Consider the following 19876-nt stretch of genomic DNA (forward strand, 5'->3'; position numbering starts at 1 on the left):
TCAAGATTGGACTTAGATGTCGAAATTCGACATGGATGATACACCGATTGCCCGTGCAGCACAGCAGGCCGCCCGCTTGCAAAACCCCAACCGGGACAAGCTTCCAAAGCCGAAAAAGTGCAGGAAGATCACTATTGCCAACCAAAAGGGCGGCGTAGGTAAGACGACTTCTACCGTCAACCTGGCTTGGTCGCTGTCGTTGCTGGGCATGAAGGTTCTAGTCATCGACCTGGATCCGCAAGGTAACGCATCGACGGCGCTTAACGCGGTTCATCATGCGGGTACCCCATCCTCCTACGAGGTTTTACTCAAGGAGATGACCGTGGATGAAGTCATGCAACCAAACGACAAGAACGACAATATCTTCTGCGTCCCTGCGACGATCGATCTTGCTGGGGCTGAGATCAACCTGGTCAGCGAAGTTCGTCGCGAGTACCGACTATCACAAGCCATTAGCGATGAATGGATTGAGGAACACGGTTTCGACTACATCTTTATTGATTGTCCGCCGTCGCTGGGACTGCTCACGATCAATGCCATGGCGGCAGTGGACGAGGTCCTCATCCCTATCCAGTGTGAGTATTACGCACTAGAAGGCGTGAGTCAGCTAATCGACAACATTGCAATGATCCGCGAGAACTTGAACCCGAATCTGCATATCTCCGGCGTGCTGCTCACCATGTACGACGGTCGCACCCGTCTTTCCCAGAATGTGAGTGATGACGTTCGCACTCACTTCGGTTCTGTCGTGCTGGATAATCACATCCCCCGCAACGTGAAGGTATCCGAGGCCCCGAGCTATAACATGACGGTTCTGCAATACGACGGTGGTGCCCCTGGTGCCCTGGCGTACTACGACGCGGCTAAGGAGTTCGCCGCGCGCGGGGACTATCTGCCAAGCGCCGAAACAGCACCTATTGGAATCGCCCCTGAGTTACACAATGGAGGTGCCTCATAGTGGGTAAGGCAAACAAAAATCGCAGCAAGACGTCGGAGAAGATTGATAAGTCCTCTGACGCTCAAAAGGCTCTGAGTCCCACCCGAATGCCCACCACAACGCGAAAGCCACAGATGCCCTCCCCTAGCGCGGTGGGTAATGCGCGCCGTGGAGGCTTGGGACGTGGCTTAGCTTCACTGATTCCTACGGGGCCGGCTCGTCCGTCGCTCGGCGATGGTGCAGCCGACATAGTTCTCGGTAGCCGATCGACAGTCGGTGGCGTAGGTTCCTCTCGCGACAGCGTCAAAGTGGCCGCGGAATCGAAAAATAGCGTTACATCCGAAAATTTGGGGGGTACCTCAGGTATAGGCGCGAAACGTCACAGTGACGTTTCAGATTCTGATTCGAAATTCTCGGCGGCAACTGAGTCATCTGTCGAGAGTGCCGGACGCGAACCCGTTGATGCTAGTACTGACTCGAATGTTTCACGTGAAACATACGGCGCGGATTTCGGAGCTTCGTATCAAGAGATCCCGCTCAAGGCCATTCGCACAAACGCTAAGCAGCCGCGTGAAGTGTTTGACGAGGAAGCCCTGGAAGAGCTGGTTCACTCCATCAAGGAGTTCGGCCTCATGCAACCTATCGTTGTGCGTCGTGCTCCGAATGAGGAATCTACCTTCGAGCTCATCATGGGTGAAAGGCGTCTACGTGCGGCCGGCCGCGCTGGGTTCGAGGCTATTCCTGCCATCGTCCGCGAAACAGCAGATGATGAAATGTTGCGGGATGCATTGCTGGAGAATATCCACCGAGTTCAGCTGAATCCTTTGGAAGAAGCTGCTGCCTACCAGCAGTTGATGGAGGAATTCGGTGTTACCCAGGAACAGCTGGCGAAGAAGATCGGCCGTTCTCGCCCTCTAATCACCAACATGATTCGCTTGCTTCAGCTGCCTGTTTCCGTACAGCGTAGGGTCGGCGCAGGTGTGCTGAGCGCCGGCCACGCTCGTGCGCTTCTTGGCTTGAGGCTTGGAGCTGACACGCAGGAGAAATTGGCACAGCGCATCGTAAGCGAAGGGCTTAGCGTTCGTGCGACGGAGGAAGCTGTCACCCTTTTGAACCGCGGTGAGGAAGCTTCCGCAGCTGCTAGAACACCTAAACGTGGTTCCAATCCCCTTTCGGACGAAGTCAATACCTGGGTCGATAAGGTTTCGGACGCTCTGGATACCAAGGTAACTGTCCAGATGGGGAAGAAGAAGGGCAAGATCGTTGTTGAGTTTGGCGGGCCCGATGATTTCGACAGAATCATTGAGCTACTAAAGGTCAAGAAGAAATAGAGGAGATAACCCAGCATGGCTTTGACGGTAAGTGAGGCTATTGCCCAGCGACGCGCCACGCGCCAGTACAAAGATGCCCCGATCCCAGATGAAACTCTGGATCTTATAGTGAACAACGCATTAGAGGCTCCGAGTGCATTCAATGCGCAGATGCGCGACCTGGTCGTTGTACGTGATCAAGCCGTTAAACAGGCAATCTTCGATGCTTCCGGACAGCAACAGTTCCTCGATGCGCCGGTAGTCTTCGTCGTTGTCGGCCGTTCGGAGGTGGTACCCGAGGATGCAGAGGAAATCCTCGGTGCTGAACTAACGGAGAAGGTACGTGGCTTTAATGGTTCGGCGTCTGCTGCGAAGCTACGAGAAATCGGCATCCGCGATGCGATGTTGGTGGCGGGCTTCCTTCTTCTCGCTGCCCAGGAGCAAGGGCTCTCTACCTCCCCAACCACGGGTTGGAACGAGGACGGGGTTAAGAAAGCAATCGGCTTGGAGGGGCGTGACGACCGCTCGATTGCGCTAGTAATTGCTGCTGGTTACGCCGACGAAGATCCGGAGCACCCGGGCCGTGCAATTAGCCGTCGAGTGGATGACAAGTACTAGAGTCCCCTGAACCTGCTAAAGAGCCCGATGTTTCACGTGAAACATCGGGTCTGTTTTTTCGAACTACTCCGTTTTGCCACGGAGCACAGCGCCGCCCTATAGGATTTCCGTAGATGAGCCCGCTTCAGAACCATTGACCTCGTATACCACTTCGCTAATAGCTTTTCCCCTGCCCAGTGGTGACGCACCGTGACGACTCGCCGTTGAACAGGGTGTTTCCTGCTTGTAAACGGTTCCGCGATGCGGCCCTCTAGGAAGAGCACCACTAACTCACCGAGGAAGACAAAGAGAAAGGAGCACTATGGATATAAGCATTCGGGCTATTACCCCACAGTGCTCCGCGGACATTGAAGCCAGCGCCTCTACTTCGACATTCTGGGAGTTTCCGGCGGGATACGGGAATGGGCACCAAAGTTGCGATGATCCAAGTTTCGATAAGCAGATTTGGTTGCAGAAGGTCCTCATGGAGTGGGGTATTTGTGGCTACACCGCTTTTGTTGGGACTGGAGATGCAGGTACGCGCCAAGTGCCGGCCGCGACGGTATTCTTTGCACCCGCTAGATATATGCAGGGAATCGAGAAGTTGCCGACGGCTCCTATCTCGCCAGACGCGATCCTTCTCAGTACCGTTCACGTGGCGCTGCCGTATATGGGTCTCTACCTGGAGCATCAGCTCATCGATACGGTAATTACGGAGGCGCATCGTCGCGGAATCAAGGCGATCGAGTCCTTTGCGCGGGTTGAGGAGCTTGATGAGGAACTGATGCACCAGCTGGAGGGCGCGGGCGCGTTTGAGGCGCGTGACCTAAGCGCCAGCAATCCCGTGGACGATACTGCAGTAGAAAAGGCTCCCAAAGAGTACAGCGCCTTGGAGTCGCTGAAGTACGTACCCGAGTCTTACCGGGGATGGGAAGCAGGTACGGAGACGCCCGATCCAGATGAGGATGTTCTAGATTACGCCCCGATGCTCTCGGAGGACATCCTCGAGGCGGAGGGATTCAAGGTAGTCAGGAATCACAGCACGTTCCCCCGTTACCGCTTGGAAATCGGCGGCTCGCATTCCCTCTTTGGAGATTTTGCGGAGGAAGACCACGTCCAGGTTAATGGTCCAGAGCGCCTATCCACGGTAATCGGTGGAAAGCAGGCCTCCAGACCTGTTGGGAACCTACTTATGCGGAAGCTCTTCCTGTAGCAGCTCCACAAAGCTGAATGTGCCGGTCGCGTGGACATCCTTATCCAGCAGGTAGAGGCGCTTCACAGCTACGACGATCGCTTCGGCGATGGTGTCACGCATCGCAGGATCGCTGAGGATCTGCACATCCTTTGGGCTGGTGAGGTAACCCGGTACAACCTGGACGGTCGGCATGCTCGTTAGCCGCAGAATATCCCAGGTTTGGCCGTGGTTATAGCAGTTCTGTAGCGGGGTTCGGGCGACGATTTCACGCTGAATGAAGCCGGACAGCTTCTCACCCACCATGGACGAGTACCCCGTCAAAGAACCGAAGTAGAAGGTGGCCGCGCCATTGGCTTTCGCGTTCGGATAAATGTCAGTGCGCAGGGAGATCATCACGTCTGCGCCGAAAGCATTCGCAATATTCGCGCGATCCTGATTAGTGGGGTTTGCCGATCGTGGGCGGGAAAGGATAGTTTCCATTCCCGCGGAAATCATGCGACCCTCTACGCGACCAGCCAAATCCCAGAGAATCTCCTCCTCGGAGATTTGACCGTAGGGTCCATCAACGATGTATCCCTTGCTCGAACCGCCAAGGCCGGGGTCGATGACAACTCGCTTACCCGTGAGCTGTGGGCCCGCGGAACGGATCTGTTCCTTCTCACGAATAGATTGTGGGGATCCCCCAGTAATCCGACGACCGAGGTAAGAAAGCGCCCGCAGAGTATCTGGACCCACAACTCCGTCGTTCGTCAGCCCGTAGTTCAGCTGGTAGTTAACGACAGCGGAGTGTGTACGGGGACCGAAGTGGCCGTCCACGCGGCTGGTGTAGAAGCCAAGGTCGTGTAGCTGAGTCTGCAGCTGCGCGACGTCATCCCCCACGAACTGATTGCTCTGCAGCGACAACACACGGGCCCCCAGCGTGTAGGAGGCCTCTCGCAGCGCTCGCAGCGTGCCCGGAGTGATGGTTCCGTCGGCGATGATGCCACGCTGCTGCTGAAAAGCTTTCAGCGCCTCGACCAGCTCGTCATCGAAGAACTCCTCGGCGCTGGTCCAGCGTTGCGCTTTACTGCCGGTGGTGTCTCCCTCGTACCCTTCGAGCAGCCCGAGGCGCGCCAAGGTGCCGCGGACCTCAGCGACGCGCGGGCTACGGTCGCCGGCGTGGAGAAACAAACGATCCACTGGGTTCAACACTCCAATTCTTCAAAGTCTTGCGGTGACACAGAACCGCCGGCGCCCTTAACGCCAACGGGGGTCAACCATAGGTGCAATTCTAGGGATAATTGCGCCAATCCGCTTTAGATGCTGGTCAAGCGTGTTCTACAGCTGCTGCTCGATGGCCGCCTTCAGCGTGTCCTTACTATGTGCACCGCTAAACTCCGCGACCTTCTTACCGTCCTTGAAAACCATAAGGGCGGGGATAGACATCACTTGGAACATGGCGCCCAGCACGCGCTCGTCATCGATGTTCACTTTGGCGATTGTCGCCTTGCCATCGAATTCCGCTGCCAGTTCGTCGAGAATGGGCGTCATAGCTAGGCAAGGGCGGCACCAGTCGGCCCAAAAGTCGACAAGAACCGGCTGCGCGGATTCCACGACATCGGACTTAAAGGTTGCCTCGGTAACGTTTAGGATCTCGGACATGATGGAGATAAACCTCCTGGTTAGAGCGCTATTTTCCTTAGGTTGGAGGTTACCCTGCAACAGGTAGATATCTTATGACCGAACGGCGAAAGTTACCTAAAGGTGATCAAATGGGCGCAGCGCGACCAGCTACAGGGCGGCGAGGTAAGCCTCGGCGTCCAGCGCAGCGCGGCAGCCAGAGCCGGCGGCGGTGATGGCCTGCTGGTAGTGAGAGTCAACCAGGTCGCCCGCGGCAAATACGCCGGGCAGGCTGGTGCGGGTGGAGGGCTCGTCGACCTTCACATACCCATTGTCCTGTAGTTCAACCTGCCCCTCAAAGATGGCAGTGCGCGGGTCATGGCCGATGGCTACGAACATTGCATCCATCGGGACATCTTTGCGCTCGCCGGTCTGCGTGTCTTCGACCACCAGGGTCTCCACGGACTTGTCGCCCTTGACCTCGACGACCTTTGCGTTGGTCAGGAACTTGATCTTCGGGTTGTTACGGGCGCGCTCCTCCATGATCTTGGAGGCGCGGAATTCGTCGCGACGGTGAATGATGGTGACGGTCTCGCCGAACTTCGTTAGGAAGTCGGCCTCCTCCATCGCGGAATCGCCACCACCGACGACGGCGATCTGCTTCTCCTTGAAGAAGAACCCATCACACGTCGCACAGGCGGATACGCCGCGGCCCAGCATCTCCTGCTCGCCGGGGACGTGCAGATAACGGGGGGCAGCACCGGTGGCCAGGATCACTGCCCGGGCCTGGTATTCCTCACCGTAAACCCACACCTTCTTGATCTCGCCGGAGAGGTCGACCTTTTCCACTTCCTCCTGGCGCAGGTCAGCGCCAAAGCGCTCTGCCTGGGCCCGCATCTCCTCCATCAGGTCCGGGCCCATGATGCCCTTTTGGAAACCGGGGAAGTTCTCTACCTCGGTGGTCTGCATCAGCAGTCCGCCATATTCGATACCCTCAAAGACCAGCGGGTTTAGCTCGGCGCGTGCCGCGTAGACGGCAGCGGTGTAGCCGGCCGGGCCAGAGCCGATGATGATGACATCGTGAACCTTGCCAGCTTCGCTATTGCCCTGGTTGCCCTCCGCACCGGGAGAATTCTCCGAATTGCTATTGAGAATGCCACTGGCCTGCAGGAATGGTTGGTTCATGTCTGTCCTTTGAGGTCGAGGATGTAGTTCACCCCAGTCTAACCGGCTACGGCCACGCCGTATTCCTCTGCCCCGCCGAGATGCTGGCACATGATTCGCCTGGCTCGGTTCTTCCGTGACTTCACGGTGCCCACTGGAATGCCCAACTGTTCGGCGACCGCGGCCTCGCTCATCCCTCGGATCTCGGTCAGCACCATCACGTCCCGCATCTCGGGCGTAAGTTGCCGCAGGCTACGGTGCACATCGAGCCGCGCGACCGTTGCCTCCTCGCGCATCCCCACGGCCGGCAGGGTGCGAGTGCGTTCGCTGAAATCCTCGCGCCCCGGCTGCGCTTCGCGGCTATAGCGCTGCATGTAAGAGATCGCGGCGTTGCGCATAATCACCGCCATCCACGTGCCCACGCTGGCTGAGCGATCGCCGTTGAAGCGCGCGGCGAAGCGATGCACCCGCAGCAAACCTTCTTGGTAGACATCCATCTGGTGCGCCTCCGGCACATTCACGCGCCGCAGGGCCCACCACAGAGTCCGCTGGTGCCTATCGATCAGCTCCCGAAACGCGCCGGGTTGCCCCTCGTTGTGGCCCTGGAGTAGCTCGTGGTCCGACTGCATTGTTGCTGGTGTCTTACCCATTTTTGTTCTTGACGCCCCCTGCATCCTCTTCCCCCAAAATCTTTCAGCCGGGGCGGTTGCGCCCCCGTGTCCAACACTCTATTCACTGCGGGGTGACTTGGGGGTTCGAAAGTCTGAGGCTGTGGATAACTGGCAACGGCGCCTGCCTCAATGTGAACTTCACAGTTGAGGCAGGCGCCGTGATGCGCTATGAGCTCCGGGAGCTAGCGGATGGGCTGCAGCTGCTGGCCCGGCTGGCCGGGTTGTGCAGGCTGTGCGGGTTGCGCGGGCTGGCCCGGCTGAATGCGCTGGCCAGGTTGGCCCGGCTGGTTGCGCTGCGGGGACGGAGCGTTGCTGGAATTTTCCGGTTTCGTGGTGGTGTTTGAGCCGGTGGCATTCGTGTCTGGGGCATTCGTGTCTGGGGCGTCGGTGTCGGTGGCATCCGTGCTTCCTTCACCACTATCCACCCGGGAGGCCCAGTTGCCGGTTGCGGAGACCTCAGCCAGCGTGGCGGACTTGGGCACCGGCAAACCGGTGATCCAGATCAGAAGTCGATCGCCCTTGGCAGCGCTGACCTTGTCGGTATCGTAAATGCCCTTTTCCCTGGCGCTTTCTGCATCCTCCCCGTTGGCCTCCGGGTTAGCAGAGCCCGCTTCCCCACCACGGGGCGCCGCCGGAGCACCCCAGCCAGAGTTTCCGGTGCCCGCAAGATCCACGGTCATGTCCTCGGAATCTGCCTTGACCTCCTTCAGCAGCTGAGTCTGGTCCAGTGAGGTCAGTCGGCCGTTGTTATCGGCCTTCGCCAAGCGCAGTTCCAGGGTGGTTCCACGGGTCAGACCGCGGAGCTGAACCTGCGACAGGGCGGTGCCTTGAGGCAGCGTCATCAAAAGGCCAATGCCGGGCTTCGTGGTGCCGGGCTCGCCACCCAGCTGAACCTCTGTCGGGTTGGATTGCCAGAAGGTCTGCGGATCCCCATCGGTAATTAGCCGTGCAAGATCCGGCCTATCCAGCGGCCAGTCCACGTCCGCGGGCAGCCACTCGGCAGGCTTGACCATCGGCACGTTCGCCGGATCCACCCCGCGCACCGCCTGGGCACCCTGACGCAGCGAATCCGGGGACAGAGGAGAATCCTTCCGGTCGCCGCCGACCACACTGATCACAGCCGCCACAAGTGCCGCCACGATCACGACAGAGATGAAAGCGATTGCTGCCGCAGCCGCCATGCCGATCGGACGGTTGCCCTGGGCACCAAAGCCGGAGCGTGCGCTCGGATCCGGAGTATCGTCCTCCTGGATCGACAGCTTGCCGGACTTCAGCTCGCGCAGGCGCTGGGCTGCCAGTCGCAGGCCCTCCGGCTCGACCTTCTCGCCATCCAGCTCGTGAATCTTCTTGTAGATCCGGGTGAGGTCCTCCGGGACCTCCTCGTAGGGGACGTGTTCCAGCAGCAGTCGCAGCGCGACGGCCACGCCGCGCGCGTCCTTGGCCGTACTATCGCTGGGCAGCACGCCCGGGAACGCCAGCACGGCCGCGCCATCAGTGCCGATGCGCACACGGTCGCGGTGATCCAGACCCAGCGCGGTGCCGTTATCCTCCGCCGTCGCGGCAGCGTCTGCCAGGGAAGCCACGGCAAACGCCGCAGCCAACGGCTCCGGCTGCCCCTCCGCGACCTTCGTCAGCGGCGAACCTTGCACCCAGCGGGAGACGATGATGACCAGGTTGCCGTAATCAATCACGCGGTTGACCTGCGCCATACCGGCGATATCAAATTGCTTCAGCTTCGCCGAGCGGCGCAGCATCTCGTCCTTCGCACGCGCCACCAACGCACCATTCACGGGTACCGAAACTCCCGGATCGACCTGCGAGCGGGCGTAGGCCACCGGATCCATAATGGTCAGACCCACAATGTCGCCCGTGGCCAGCTCGCGGCCCTGCCAGAAGCGGGCAGCGGACCAACCGCCGTGGTCGGCCAACAGGCGATAGCGGCCTTCCAGCAGCGGAGCTCCCGGCACCAAGCGCGGACCGCGCACCCCGCCCGCCGCCAAAGGCGGCAGCGCCACACCAGCCATCATGTGGTCCAGAGCAATTGCCTCGCGGGCAGCCAGCTCCTGGGCGGACAGGCGACGGGGCTGGTCGTCTTCGCTGGGAAGTTCGTCGCTGGGAAGTGGGCGTCGAGAAGGAAGAACCCGCGACAGACCCGGAATGCGCGACAGGGCGCCCACCAAGGTCTGGATCTCCGGCAACGGTGCGCGCACCAGAATCAGCCCCGTGACAGCCAGGAACAGTACACCGGAGATCAACAGGCGAACGACGAACCACGGGTTGGCAGGGGTCTGGAAAGCGAACTTCACCAGCAGCACATCCACTCGCCACGCGATCAGCGCGCCGATCAGCGAAGAACCCAGCGCCCACAGCACCGTCATCGTCACCTTGCGGAACTGCAGGTCACCCAGGGAACGCCGCAGCAGCCGGTCGCCGATAATCGCGCCAGCCATAAAACCCAGACCATTCGCCGCACCCAGCAGCACCACAACCAGGCGCGGCTCGGTGGCGATCAGCGGGGCGATGTAGGCGAAGGTCAGCTTCGTGGCGGTAATGCCGGCAATGATGAAGGTGGGGGTCCAGACTTCCTCGCGGGCGTAGAACACGCGCAGGTGCAGCAGAACCAGTGCATAGGGAATCAGGGTGAACGCGGAGAAGCTGATGGTCCAGCCCAGCACGTTCGCGTCCTCCAGGGAGAACTCCTTGTAGGCAAACAGTGCAGCGGAAATCAGGGTGCCGAAGCAGGTGAAGAACACGATGATCGGCACCATCGCCAGCATCGTCAGCTTCGAGGCGACGGTCAGGTCGCGCACCACAGCCTTGTCGTCGCCCTCCGCGGCGTTGCGGGACAGGCGGGGCATGACGGCCGTCAGCAACGTCACGCCGATCACGCCATAAGGCATCTGCAGCAACTGCCAGGCCTGCATGTAGATAGTCGGCGCGACCTCCCACGTGTCGGAGGCGATGCGGTTGTTCAGCAGCCAACCGACCTGGGAGATAGCCACGTACACGACGATGGCGATGGCCATGCCGCCGAAGGATTTCAGGCGCTCGTCGATACCCCACAGCGGGCGCAGGTTAATGCCGGCCTTGCGCAGGTAGGGAACCATGATCAACGCCTGCATCACCACGCCCGCGGTGGTGCCCAGGCCAAGCAGCAGCACGTGCGGGTCGGTGATCGTCACGTTGTCGGTGGGCTGCAGCTTCGTATCCCGTGGCAGGAACATGTACAGCCCCAACACTCCGAGCGTGACCACGTTGTTGGCCACGGGCGCCCACGCGCCGGGCTTGAACACTCCCTTGGTGTTGAGGATCGCCATGAACACCGCAAACATCGCGTAGAACATGATCTGCGGCAGCACCAGGTAGGCGAAGGCCGTGGACATGCCGATGTTCACGTGACCCTCGGAATCCAGGCTCATGCGCACCAGCAGCGGGGCACACGCCACGGAGACCAGGGTGATGACGACGGTCAGCGAGAACGTGAGCGTCAAAAGTCTTCGTATGAAGGCCTCGCCCCGGTCCGCGTCTTCCTTCTCGGCGCGCACCAGCACGGGCACCACCAGGGAGGTCAGCACGGCGCCGAGCACCAGCTCCGTCACCAGGTTCGGCAGTGTATTGGCAGTGTTGAACGCACTGGCCACCGCGCCACCCAGCGCGGAGGCGATGAACACCGTGCGCAGGAAGCCCGTGATGCGGCTGATCAGGGTGGCAATCGCCATGGAGCCGCCGGCGCGCACGATCTGCTCGTCGCTCTGCTTGCCGTCGTTGCTCTCGTTGGCGCTGTTGTTGTTGGAGTTGCCGGCGCCGCTCGTGTCGGCGCTCGCACTGTTGGCCACCGCTGTGCTGGCTGCTGTCGCGTTGGCCGTGCCGGGCGCTGCAGCGCCGTGCACACCGTCGCGGGAGGTCGGGGGTACCTCCGGAGAGCTTTGGGACGCCCCGTCCCCGTCCGTCGGCATTCCAGCCGTGGCGCGGTCTTTCTTCGGCGCTAGCGCGGGCGGTTGGGTGGCGCGGAAACGTCCGCGCTGCCCGACCGAAGGGCTAGCCGGTAGGTCTTCCCTCTCTTGCTCAGAAGTCACCACTCCATCTTTGTTCACCAGGCGTGCATTGCCTAACGGAGAACCGGGCGTGTCTAGTTTTGATCCTCGTCCACTGGCCGTGGAACGGCCTTCAGGGGCTCGGCCTTCAGGGGCTTAGCCTTGGCGCTCTGCGAGCTACGCCCACCGCGGCGATCCCACAACATCTTGCCCGCCGCGCCGATGCCCAGCAGGACCGCCGCGATGATCGCCAACCCTCGCGCCGACAGTCCCGGTACGGACTGCACGCGCAGCTCCACGGGGTCGGAGATGCGAGTTCCGTCCTGCAGATCCCCCGCACCATCGTGGTTGGCGGTGGCCAACCACAAAGACAGGTTGACCTGCTTAGACGTATCCGCGATGTCTGTAGTCAAAGACCAGGTGATGGAGCCCTTCGCCGGGATCGTCGACGAGTCCGCGGAGTCCGTGTGGACGGTGACGTCGGTGTCGGCGTCAGAAGAATAACCAACAACCGCAGTCACCGGCAGGGGGAGACCGTTGCGGGCGACGACCAACAACGGCGAAGAATCGGAGGTGCGCGTGAAGACATTGCCGGGCGGCAACAGACTGATAGAGCGGCGCAGTTGCGTGGTGACCTGCTCCACCCGGGAGACCCTGTTGCGGAGTTCCTCACGAAGGATGCTGGAATGGCCGTGGTCGCGCTTGCGATAGGACGATACGCCACGCAGGAGGTCGGCGAACAAAGGGCTAGTGAAGCCCTCGCGGGTCAGCGCGATGGTGGCATCGTTGTGCATGAACAAGGTGAGTTGCCGCAGGTCACGCGCAGTGTCGGTCAGTGCGCCGAGGTACGGGGTGGAATACGCCCCAGGGTCTGAATATGGCAACTGGGTGGTGCCGGCAGCCGCGTCGGGGAGGTCGATCCCGCGGGGCTGCACAGCCTCGGACAGTGGGGCGGGCCGGGCAGAGCTGTCATCCAGGCGCTGGCTGATGGTCTGCAGGAAGCTGGCGGCCTGGGACTTGTTGACAGACCACGCCGCGGGCGGGACGGCCAGGGTGGGTCGGCCGGAATCGAGCTCTAGGTTCAGCACTGCCTGCGCGGTGGCCATACGCGCTGCCGAACTATCCTCTTCGAGGTTAAAGCGCAGCTCAGGGTTGGAATATGCGGACACTTCCGGGTCCTCACCGGTAGCCTTGAGCACGGTGCCGAGGTCCGCGGAATACTGCAGTGCTGTCGCGGTGGTGCCCTGTGCGCCGGGTGAGGTCGGCAGGTTCACCAGGCGCTGGTTCCACTCTTCATCGCTCGGGCTGGGGCTGGGGTTGGGGGTCGCGCCGTGCTGCGCGTCGGTCGGGGAAGCGGCCGGGCGTTCTACGGTCACGGTGTTGTCCGCCACCAGAGCCGTCACATGTCCAGCCTGCGGAATCGCCGGTTCGCCCTGCACAGTCTGCTCGAAGCGCTGCGATGCGTCGGCTTCCACCGGCTGCACCTTGTCCGGAGATTTGGTGATCCCCGCCGCCAGAACCTTCTGCGCCTCCGGGGAAACATAGCCGGAATCGGGCACCACGACGTTCTGCATCGGCACCACGCCGAGGATCCGTTGGATCACGCTGGGTCCCATCCCCAGCGCGCGCACCCGCAGCCAATCAGAGTCGACTTGCGCCAGCGCGTTGATATCCGCACCCGCGTACGGCAGCGCCACCGAGCAGTTGTTCTGCACGACTTCCCGCAGGTCATCGACCCATCGCTTGGCGTCCGCGTTGCCCGGCTTGTGCTGCGCGTCGGGTTCCTTGCCACCGAGGATCTCGTCCCACGAGTCGCGCAGCCGTTTGGGTTCCTCGACCGGGTCGGGGGCCTTGTCCCCCACGAAGTAGCCCTCGGCCAGCCTATTGACGGTATCCAGCAGCTCTGGGTCGATCGCAATGCACGTTGCCTGCTTCAGCTTCTTCGATTTGGCCTCGCGGTACGCGTCCAGCAGTCCGCGCAGCCTGCCGCCGTCGGCAACTTCTTTCGCCAGCTGGTCCTTCGTCAGGAAGGCGGGTCGCCGCTTGGGCGCATCGCCCGTCTGCCCAGGAGCCATATAGGTCTGCCCAGCCAGCGGATAAAGCACCGTTACTGGGGTGCTGGGTTGTTCTTCTTTTCTTTCGGACGCCCCCACGGTCAACGTAGTTCGCGTTACCGCCAGGTACTGCACGCCGGACTGCCCCGCATCCTCCGGGTTCGTATCCTGGCCGCTCAGGCTAAACAACAGGGGATAAGCGCCGGGTTCTTTAAAGGCATTGGCGGGAATGGTTAGGGATTGAGCCGAAGGGGCGTCATGAGAGTCCGCACCGAGCGGGAGCGTGACCTGCACCTCGCGCGATTCGCCTGGGCCGAGGATGCCGTCGAGCTGCAAAGGCTCGCTGCGGAGGGCGTACTCCCCCTGGTTAGCGATCTGCGCGACACGCACCTCGGCCGACGTTGCGGCGGTGCGATAGTACAGAGTGAGAGAGAGGTTGCTCAGCGCGCGCGGGCGATCGTTGCGGATGCGGAGGGTATAGGTCTGGGACGCTGCGGGGTCTTGAACCTGTGCGCCGTGGGCTTCGGCGGGCGCTTCGGCGGGCGCGATGTCGGTGATCTCCAGGCGGACATCCTGCTTCGGATCCGTCGAGCGGGCCAGAGGGTTCGCCCAGGTGGAATCCTCGTGCGCATCGGGTCCGGAGGGGTCAGGCGTTGTGATTGGCCGCGACTTCTCCGCTTGGGCGGCGGGGGTTGAGTTGGCGTCCGAAAGAGGAGCAGCAACAACCGGAGCGACTGGAAGGGCAGAAAGAGCGCAGAGCGCAGTAGACACACCAAACGCCGCGAAGGCGCGGGGGAATCTAGACATGGCGCTCACCTTTATGCACAACTACATGCTTACCTAAGTTCTACTAGTTCTAGCAGTACTAGAACTGCTGGCCGTGCTGGCAGCTTGACAGCCCTACTAGTTTTAGCAGCCCGACCTGACGATCGGTTAGCGATCCCTAGCGTGGCGTGGCTCGGCCTGCATCGGCCTCCGCGCGAGCCAGATCCGCGAGACTGTCGAACGCCTGGCGGGCAAGGCGGCGCTCGTCGGCGTAGGCAAGATGCTCGATTAAGCGGTTGACGGGCAGCCAGCGGACCTCGGTGACCTCTGGATCTTCGTCGTTCAGATCGCCATCGACATAGCGAAGCAGGTGGTGGTGGACGGTTTTGTGGATGCGGATGCCCTCCGAGACAAACCAATAGTCAATGGTGCCGAGGTCTGCGATGACTTCGCCGGCCACGCCCGTTTCCTCCCACACCTCACGCTCGGCGGTGGCATGCTGGGATTCATCCGGTTCGATGTGACCCTTCGGCATGGACCACAGCAGCCTGCCGCGGCGGTCCAGGCGGCCGATCAGCGCCACGTAAATCGAGGAAAAGTCCACGTCGCCGTTGGGTTGCACGGCCTCCGCCAGGCCAGATAGCACAAGGCCGCCCGCGGAAGTCTCCACGGAGGTCGGGAGGTTCGAGTGCTCGTCGAAGGAGTTGCGGCGCGGGTTCTGGCGGTTGCGGTTCCGATTCCGCTGGTTGCGGCTGCGCTGGTTGCGAGGGTTTTGGTTTCGGGAGTTTTGGTTGCGGGGGTTTTGGCGGTTGCCAGAGTCGGAGCTCTTGCCGCCGTTGGCTCCCTTGGCTCCCTTGCCACGGTTTCCACTGTTGTGGTTTTTGTTGTTGTGGTTTCCGTTGCTGCTTTCATTTCCGCCCTTGCCGCGGCGGGACTGGCTTTTGCCCTGACTATTACCCTGGTTATCGCTGCTCTGGCTACCATTTTGGCTGTTGTTCTGGCTATTTTTTTGCTGCTGATTGTGGCCAGAGCGGTGCCTTCTTCTGGGACGGCGGCGCCGGCGGCGGGGCGTGCCGTTTCCGGTGCTGTCGTTTCCATTCATTCTGATAACGATAGCCGGTTCCTTGCACAATGTGGAACTGAATTTGTAACTAACCAGTGTGCGGCCGACGTTTCGGCCGGGACGTTAGGTGCCGATGGAGCTGTGAGTGCGGAAGAGAGCCTCGATATAGCAACCTCTTCCCCTCTGCACCCCTCCCAGCTGTCCCAAATGTCGTTAGAACGGGAATTGGTTGTTGACAATTAATGTCGATTTTGCAAAATGCCTGGTCAGAGCGTTGTGGAATTGCGGTCCTTTAGGATTCGCTCTGCAGATTCCCGATCTAGCGACATTTGCGGTTGGATCGGGAGTTGTTGCGGGGCCACATTCCCGATCTAACGACATTTCGGGCGGGGAGAGGGGTTTGGGCAGGGTCTGGGGCAGGTTCTAGGGTGGGGTTGAGGGAGGGGTCGAGCAGGCTTGGGGGGACTCGGCAGGGCTAAATGTCGGAAAAACTGCAAAACGTTAATGAACACAATTTGCAAGTATGTAAACGTGCAGGTCAGAGAGTTTTTGGCGCAGTCGTTGGGAGGCTCAGAATTACAAACTGCAACTTTTCCGACATCTATCGTTCTTGTTGCACTGCTCATCCAATACTCAAGAGATGGATGTTAATGGTGGGGCGGGTGAGAATCTGGGTGAGTAGGAGCGGGGCAAGTGGGGCGGGTGAGAATCTGGGTGAGTAGGAGCGGGACAGATGGGGCTGGTTGGCTCGAAACCCCGGGCTAGTAGAATCTGGCAGCGTGACAAACGCCGCCCACTCCCCCGCAAACCAGGAATCCGCCAAGGCACAGAAGCCCAAGGCACAGAAGCTCAAGGCGCAGGCCGCGCAGCCCGAGGCGCAGGCCGCACAGAAGCTCAAGGCGCAAGCCGTGCAGGCTAAGCAGGCCGCGCCTGCCACCCAAGCACAGCAGGCCCAAGCCCCGGAACAGCCGCGCACCATCGACGGCATGCTGCAGGAGGCCTTCACCTCCCTGCGCGCGCTCGACCGCGACCTTCTGCCGCTCACGCAGGCCTTCCACGACGCTGGGCACAGCCTCTACCTCGTCGGCGGGTCTGTGCGCGACGCCCTGCTCGGGCGCCTCTCCCACGACCTGGACTTCACTACCGACGCCCGGCCGCAGGCCATCGTCGACATCGTCACGCCCCTGGCAGAAACAGTGTGGGACACGGGCATTGAATACGGTACCGTATCTGCCCTGGTCAAGGGTCAGATCCTGGAGATCACCACCTTCCGCGCCGACCAATATGACGGCCAGTCCCGCAACCCCGAGGTCTCCTTCGGCGACAGCCTCGACGGGGACCTCATCCGCCGCGACTTCCGCGCCAACGCCATCGCGCTGGAACTGTCCCCTGACGGAAACCACCAGCTCCGCGACCCCCTTAACGGCCTCGAAGACCTGCAGGCCGGAGTGCTCGATACCCCGGACAGCCCGCAGATCAGCTTCAACGACGATCCGCTGCGCATGCTCCGCGCTTGCCGGTTCGTTTCGCAGCTGGAGTTCGGCGTCACAAAAAGAGTCAAGGAAGCAATGGCGGCGATGAGCGAGCAGATCAGCCGCATCACCGTCGAGCGCGTGGCCGTTGAGCTGAACAAGCTGATGCTCGGCGCGGCGCCGTGGGTGGGGCTGGACCTGATGGTCGAGACCGGGCTGGCCGACCACGTGCTGCCGGAGCTGCCGGCGCTGAAACTCACGCAGGACGAGCACCGACAGCACAAGGACGTGTACTGGCACTCGCTGATGGTGCTGCGCAACGCCGTGAACCTGGAGGCCGAACGCGGCCTGGAGCCCTCGCTGGAACTGCGCATGGCCGCGCTGCTGCACGACATCGGAAAGCCCGACACCAGGGCTTTTACCGAATCCGGCGCGGTGACCTTCCACCAGCACGAGGTCGTCGGCGCGCGCATTACCCGCCGCCGCCTGCGGAAGCTCAAGTACTCCAAGCAGCACGTCCAAGACATTGGCCAGCTGGTGTTCTTGCACATGCGCTTCCACGGCTACGCGGACACTCAGGGCAGAGGCCCGAGGCAGGATGCTCCGCGCGGCGCCGGCGAGAAGGACAACAACGAATCCACCTGGACCGACTCCGCGGTGCGCCGCTACGTCAACGACGCGGGCGAGCTGCTGCCACTGCTGCACCTACTGGTCCGCGCGGACTGCACCACCCGCAACCAGCGAAAAGCCCAGAGGCTGCAGCGTACTTACGATAACTTGGAAAAGCGTATTGAACAGCTGCAGGAGCAGGAGGACCTCGCCGCCGTCCGCCCCGACCTGGACGGCAATGAGATCATGCAGATCCTGGATCTGAAGCCCGGCCCCGATGTGGGCAAGGCGTGGGCCTATCTGAAGGAACTGCGGCTGGATCGCGGGCCGATGGAGCGCGACGACGCCATCACCGCGCTGAAGCAATGGTGGGCCGAGCAGGAAGGTGGAACGCAGAAGTGACCGCGGATCAGCTAAGCGACGGCTGGGACCAGAGCCAAGACCAGAGCCGGGACCAGCAGCTGCCGTTCGACGTGCAGCCCGGCGACGTGATATTCCAATCCCCAGCCGCGGTCGTCGACCCGGCCGGCTTTGTCGATTCCGCCGATGTTACCGTCGATGACCTGCAGAAATTCATGTCTGTCTTCGGCAACGCGCCGGGCGTGCTGGCCGAGCCGGGGTTGCCCGGCGCGGATGCGCTACTGGTGCTGGAGGTGCAGGACGGCGCTGGCGTCGACGGCACGGACGGCACGGACGGCACGGAACCAGGCAGGGACAGCGCTGAATCCAGCGCGGACGGCGCCACGATCATCGCGGTCCAGCTCGGCCTCATGAGCAGCGAGGCCGCCGCCAACCACATGCCCGCCCTCGCGGATCGGCTCACCAAGCCGAAGGTTTTCTTCATCGGCGGCAACCAGGAACCCGTCGTGCTCGCCGTCGGCCTTCTAGACTCTGATCGTTTGGAGCTGGACGCCACCTCAACCCCCGCCCCCACACGCTTCGGCAAGCGTGGCCAATTTCTGCTGATCAGCACTGCCGAAAGCGCACCCAGCGTGGATGAGCAGGTCGCGGAGGTTGTCGGTCACGTGGATCCTTCCATGCTGCGGGGCCTGCGACTTTTCCACAGTTACGTCCGCCTGGAGGTAGAGGACCTCCGCACCTGGGTGGAGACCGGGCTAGTCGGTGTGCAGGCCGCAACCGCCGAGGATGTGTTCACAGACCGGCCGGCGGAGACGTGGCGTCAATTAATGAAGAAGCGCCCCTTCCCCGACAACCTGTTCGTGACCTGGGCGAGCCACCCGGAGCGCAACTAGGTGAGCCAGCACAGCAACCGCGCCTGGCGCGCCGGAATCGCCGACGCCTGGCCCGTGGCCCTGGGCATGGTGCCGCTGGGTCTGGCCTTTGGCCTGCTGATCAGCCAGGTCGGCTTCACGTGGTGGTGGGCGCCGATCTTCTCTTTTGTCATCTACGCAGGGTCGATGGAGTTCCTGGCGGTCTCCTTGGTCACCGGTGGCGTGGGGCCACTGAGTGCCGCGCTGTACGGATTCCTGGTGAACTTCCGCCACGCCTTCTACGCCCTGAACTACCCCATCGCCCAGGTCCGCGGCTGGCTGGCCAGGGCTTATGGCATCTATGCGCTGACGGATGAGACGTATGCGATCCTCGCCGCCCGGCGCGACGCGAAGTGGTCGACAGCCCGCGTGATGGCGGTGCAGATTCTGCAGCAGGCCGGCTGGGTCGGCGGTGGCCTGATCGGTGCGTGGTGTGGCAGTGCCCTGCCCTTCGAGATCCAGGGCATGGAGTTCGCACTGATCGCCCTGTTCGCGGTGCTGGCGATCGAGGCGTTCGTGAGCTTCAAGGACCTTTCCCTGCCGATTGCGGCTGCGCTGTGCGGTGCGGTCGGCCTGCTGGTCTCTCCGGACAACATGCTGATGATCGGCATGAGCCTCTACTTCCTCAGCCTCATCGTCCGCTTCCTGTGCCCGCCGCTGGATCGCGCGCTGCGCCTGAAGGTTGGCGCGGATAACGCTGCCTCCCGGGAGGTGGAGTAGATGGCTGCGCCTGCCACCGGGTTCTCTGCGCCTGCTGCGCCCGCCGTTCACCTGCACGCCGCCGCCGGCCTCCCCGAGGGCGTGCAGCTTGGCCCCACCCTGGCGATCCTCGGCGCGGTTTTCCTGGTCACCCTCGCCCTGCGTGGCTTGCCTTTTGCTGCTCTGCGTTTCGTCCGCGAATCCGACCTGGTCGCGTGGCTCGGCCTGGCCATGCCCGTCGGAGTGATGACCCTTCTGGTTGTCTACACCGTCTCCGGTCAGGCCGACGCGCCGGGTGGTTTCACTGCGGTCGGCATCGCGCTCGCCTTCACCGTCGCGCTGCACCTTTGGCGCCGCTCGGCCACGTTGTCGATCTTGTTGGGCACGGTGCTGTATCTGGTGCTGGTGAACCTTATTCTTTGACGCCCCCTCCCCC

15 protein-coding genes are annotated in these 19876 nt (G+C 61.8%); 8 read left to right on the forward strand and 7 right to left on the reverse strand.

What is annotated here, in order from left to right; all coding sequences use genetic code 11:
• The first annotated feature begins 16 nt into the window (after positions 1–16).
• From CRD15_RS03860 to CRD15_RS03875, 4 genes are all read left to right on the forward strand, one after another.
• Positions 17–958 (forward strand): ParA family protein, encoded by a 942-nt coding sequence (locus CRD15_RS03860; protein WP_043011782.1) that lies wholly within the window; start codon positions 17–19, stop codon positions 956–958.
• Positions 959–1044: 86 nt separating this feature from the next.
• The gene (locus CRD15_RS03865) at positions 1045–2268 is read left to right on the forward strand and encodes a ParB/RepB/Spo0J family partition protein (protein ID WP_187402034.1); all 1224 of its coding nucleotides are present in this window, start codon (positions 1045–1047) and stop codon (positions 2266–2268) included.
• Between the two features lie 15 nt (positions 2269–2283).
• Positions 2284–2865 carry a nitroreductase family protein gene (locus CRD15_RS03870; RefSeq protein WP_034981364.1) on the forward strand — a complete coding sequence of 194 codons (582 nt, stop codon included), beginning with the start codon at positions 2284–2286 and terminating at the stop codon, positions 2863–2865.
• A gap of 301 nt (positions 2866–3166) precedes the next feature.
• The gene (locus tag CRD15_RS03875) at positions 3167–4057 is read left to right on the forward strand and encodes a hypothetical protein (protein ID WP_051891385.1); all 891 of its coding nucleotides are present in this window, start codon (positions 3167–3169) and stop codon (positions 4055–4057) included.
• Here CRD15_RS03875 and CRD15_RS03880 read toward each other — a convergent pair.
• From CRD15_RS03880 to CRD15_RS03910, 7 genes are all read right to left on the reverse strand, one after another.
• Positions 4031–5218 carry an N-acetylmuramoyl-L-alanine amidase gene (locus CRD15_RS03880; protein ID WP_034972684.1) on the reverse strand — a complete coding sequence of 396 codons (1188 nt, stop codon included), beginning with the start codon at positions 5216–5218 and terminating at the stop codon, positions 4031–4033. The two genes, CRD15_RS03875 and CRD15_RS03880, sit on opposite strands and share 27 nt — an antisense overlap.
• Before the next feature lie 138 nt (positions 5219–5356).
• The gene (gene trxA, locus CRD15_RS03885) at positions 5357–5680 is read right to left on the reverse strand and encodes a thioredoxin (RefSeq protein WP_034981362.1); all 324 of its coding nucleotides are present in this window, start codon (positions 5678–5680) and stop codon (positions 5357–5359) included.
• A 129-nt stretch (positions 5681–5809) separates the two neighbouring features.
• The gene (trxB, locus tag CRD15_RS03890; protein WP_034975052.1) at positions 5810–6823 is read right to left on the reverse strand and encodes a thioredoxin-disulfide reductase; all 1014 of its coding nucleotides are present in this window, start codon (positions 6821–6823) and stop codon (positions 5810–5812) included.
• A gap of 38 nt (positions 6824–6861) precedes the next feature.
• Positions 6862–7452 (reverse strand): RNA polymerase sigma factor, encoded by a 591-nt coding sequence (locus CRD15_RS03895; protein ID WP_034966769.1) that lies wholly within the window; start codon positions 7450–7452, stop codon positions 6862–6864.
• Positions 7453–7655: 203 nt separating this feature from the next.
• Positions 7656–11552 carry a murein biosynthesis integral membrane protein MurJ gene (locus CRD15_RS03900; protein WP_370546798.1) on the reverse strand — a complete coding sequence of 1299 codons (3897 nt, stop codon included), beginning with the start codon at positions 11550–11552 and terminating at the stop codon, positions 7656–7658.
• A 50-nt stretch (positions 11553–11602) separates the two neighbouring features.
• Positions 11603–14368, reverse strand: a complete 2766-nt coding sequence (locus CRD15_RS03905; RefSeq protein WP_187401957.1) for a hypothetical protein — start codon at positions 14366–14368, stop codon at positions 11603–11605.
• Between the two features lie 136 nt (positions 14369–14504).
• Entirely contained in the window at positions 14505–15428 is a 924-nt protein-coding gene (locus CRD15_RS03910) for an NUDIX hydrolase (protein ID WP_187401958.1), read from the reverse strand.
• 740 nt (positions 15429–16168) lie between these two features.
• Here CRD15_RS03910 and CRD15_RS03915 point away from each other — a divergent pair.
• The 4 genes from CRD15_RS03915 to CRD15_RS03930 are packed head-to-tail and all read left to right on the forward strand — an operon-like array spanning position 16169 to position 19863.
• Positions 16169–17872 carry a CCA tRNA nucleotidyltransferase gene (locus tag CRD15_RS03915; RefSeq protein WP_187401959.1) on the forward strand — a complete coding sequence of 568 codons (1704 nt, stop codon included), beginning with the start codon at positions 16169–16171 and terminating at the stop codon, positions 17870–17872.
• Positions 17869–18723, forward strand: coding sequence for a hypothetical protein (locus CRD15_RS03920; RefSeq protein ID WP_043011774.1), 855 nt, complete (start codon positions 17869–17871; stop codon positions 18721–18723). Before CRD15_RS03915 ends, CRD15_RS03920 begins: the two co-directional genes overlap by 4 nt.
• Positions 18724–19461 carry an AzlC family ABC transporter permease gene (locus CRD15_RS03925; RefSeq protein ID WP_187401960.1) on the forward strand — a complete coding sequence of 246 codons (738 nt, stop codon included), beginning with the start codon at positions 18724–18726 and terminating at the stop codon, positions 19459–19461.
• Positions 19462–19863: a branched-chain amino acid transporter permease gene (locus tag CRD15_RS03930; protein ID WP_187401961.1), complete on the forward strand. Its 402-nt coding sequence runs from the start codon at positions 19462–19464 to the stop codon at positions 19861–19863. It begins immediately after the preceding gene.
• Positions 19864–19876: the final 13 nt, after the last annotated feature.

Origin of the sequence: Corynebacterium sp. LK28 (genome assembly GCF_014335105.1) — a bacterium.
Classification (GTDB): domain Bacteria; phylum Actinomycetota; class Actinomycetes; order Mycobacteriales; family Mycobacteriaceae; genus Corynebacterium; species Corynebacterium macclintockiae.

Excerpts from the sequence above, each read along its gene's own strand:
- CRD15_RS03910 (WP_187401958.1), bottom strand. The coding sequence starts at position 15,428 with ATGAATGGAAACGACAGCACCGGAAACGGCACGCCCCGCCGCCGGCGC.
- CRD15_RS03930 (WP_187401961.1), top strand. The coding sequence starts at position 19,462 with ATGGCTGCGCCTGCCACCGGGTTCTCTGCGCCTGCTGCGCCCGCCGTT.
- CRD15_RS03895 (WP_034966769.1), bottom strand. The coding sequence starts at position 7,452 with ATGGGTAAGACACCAGCAACAATGCAGTCGGACCACGAGCTACTCCAG.
- CRD15_RS03905 (WP_187401957.1), bottom strand. The coding sequence starts at position 14,368 with ATGTCTAGATTCCCCCGCGCCTTCGCGGCGTTTGGTGTGTCTACTGCG.
- CRD15_RS03865 (WP_187402034.1), top strand. The coding sequence starts at position 1,045 with ATGCCCACCACAACGCGAAAGCCACAGATGCCCTCCCCTAGCGCGGTG.
- trxB (WP_034975052.1), bottom strand. The coding sequence starts at position 6,823 with ATGAACCAACCATTCCTGCAGGCCAGTGGCATTCTCAATAGCAATTCG.
- CRD15_RS03875 (WP_051891385.1), top strand. The coding sequence starts at position 3,167 with ATGGATATAAGCATTCGGGCTATTACCCCACAGTGCTCCGCGGACATT.
- CRD15_RS03870 (WP_034981364.1), top strand. The coding sequence starts at position 2,284 with ATGGCTTTGACGGTAAGTGAGGCTATTGCCCAGCGACGCGCCACGCGC.
- trxA (WP_034981362.1), bottom strand. The coding sequence starts at position 5,680 with ATGTCCGAGATCCTAAACGTTACCGAGGCAACCTTTAAGTCCGATGTC.
- CRD15_RS03860 (WP_043011782.1), top strand. The coding sequence starts at position 17 with ATGTCGAAATTCGACATGGATGATACACCGATTGCCCGTGCAGCACAG.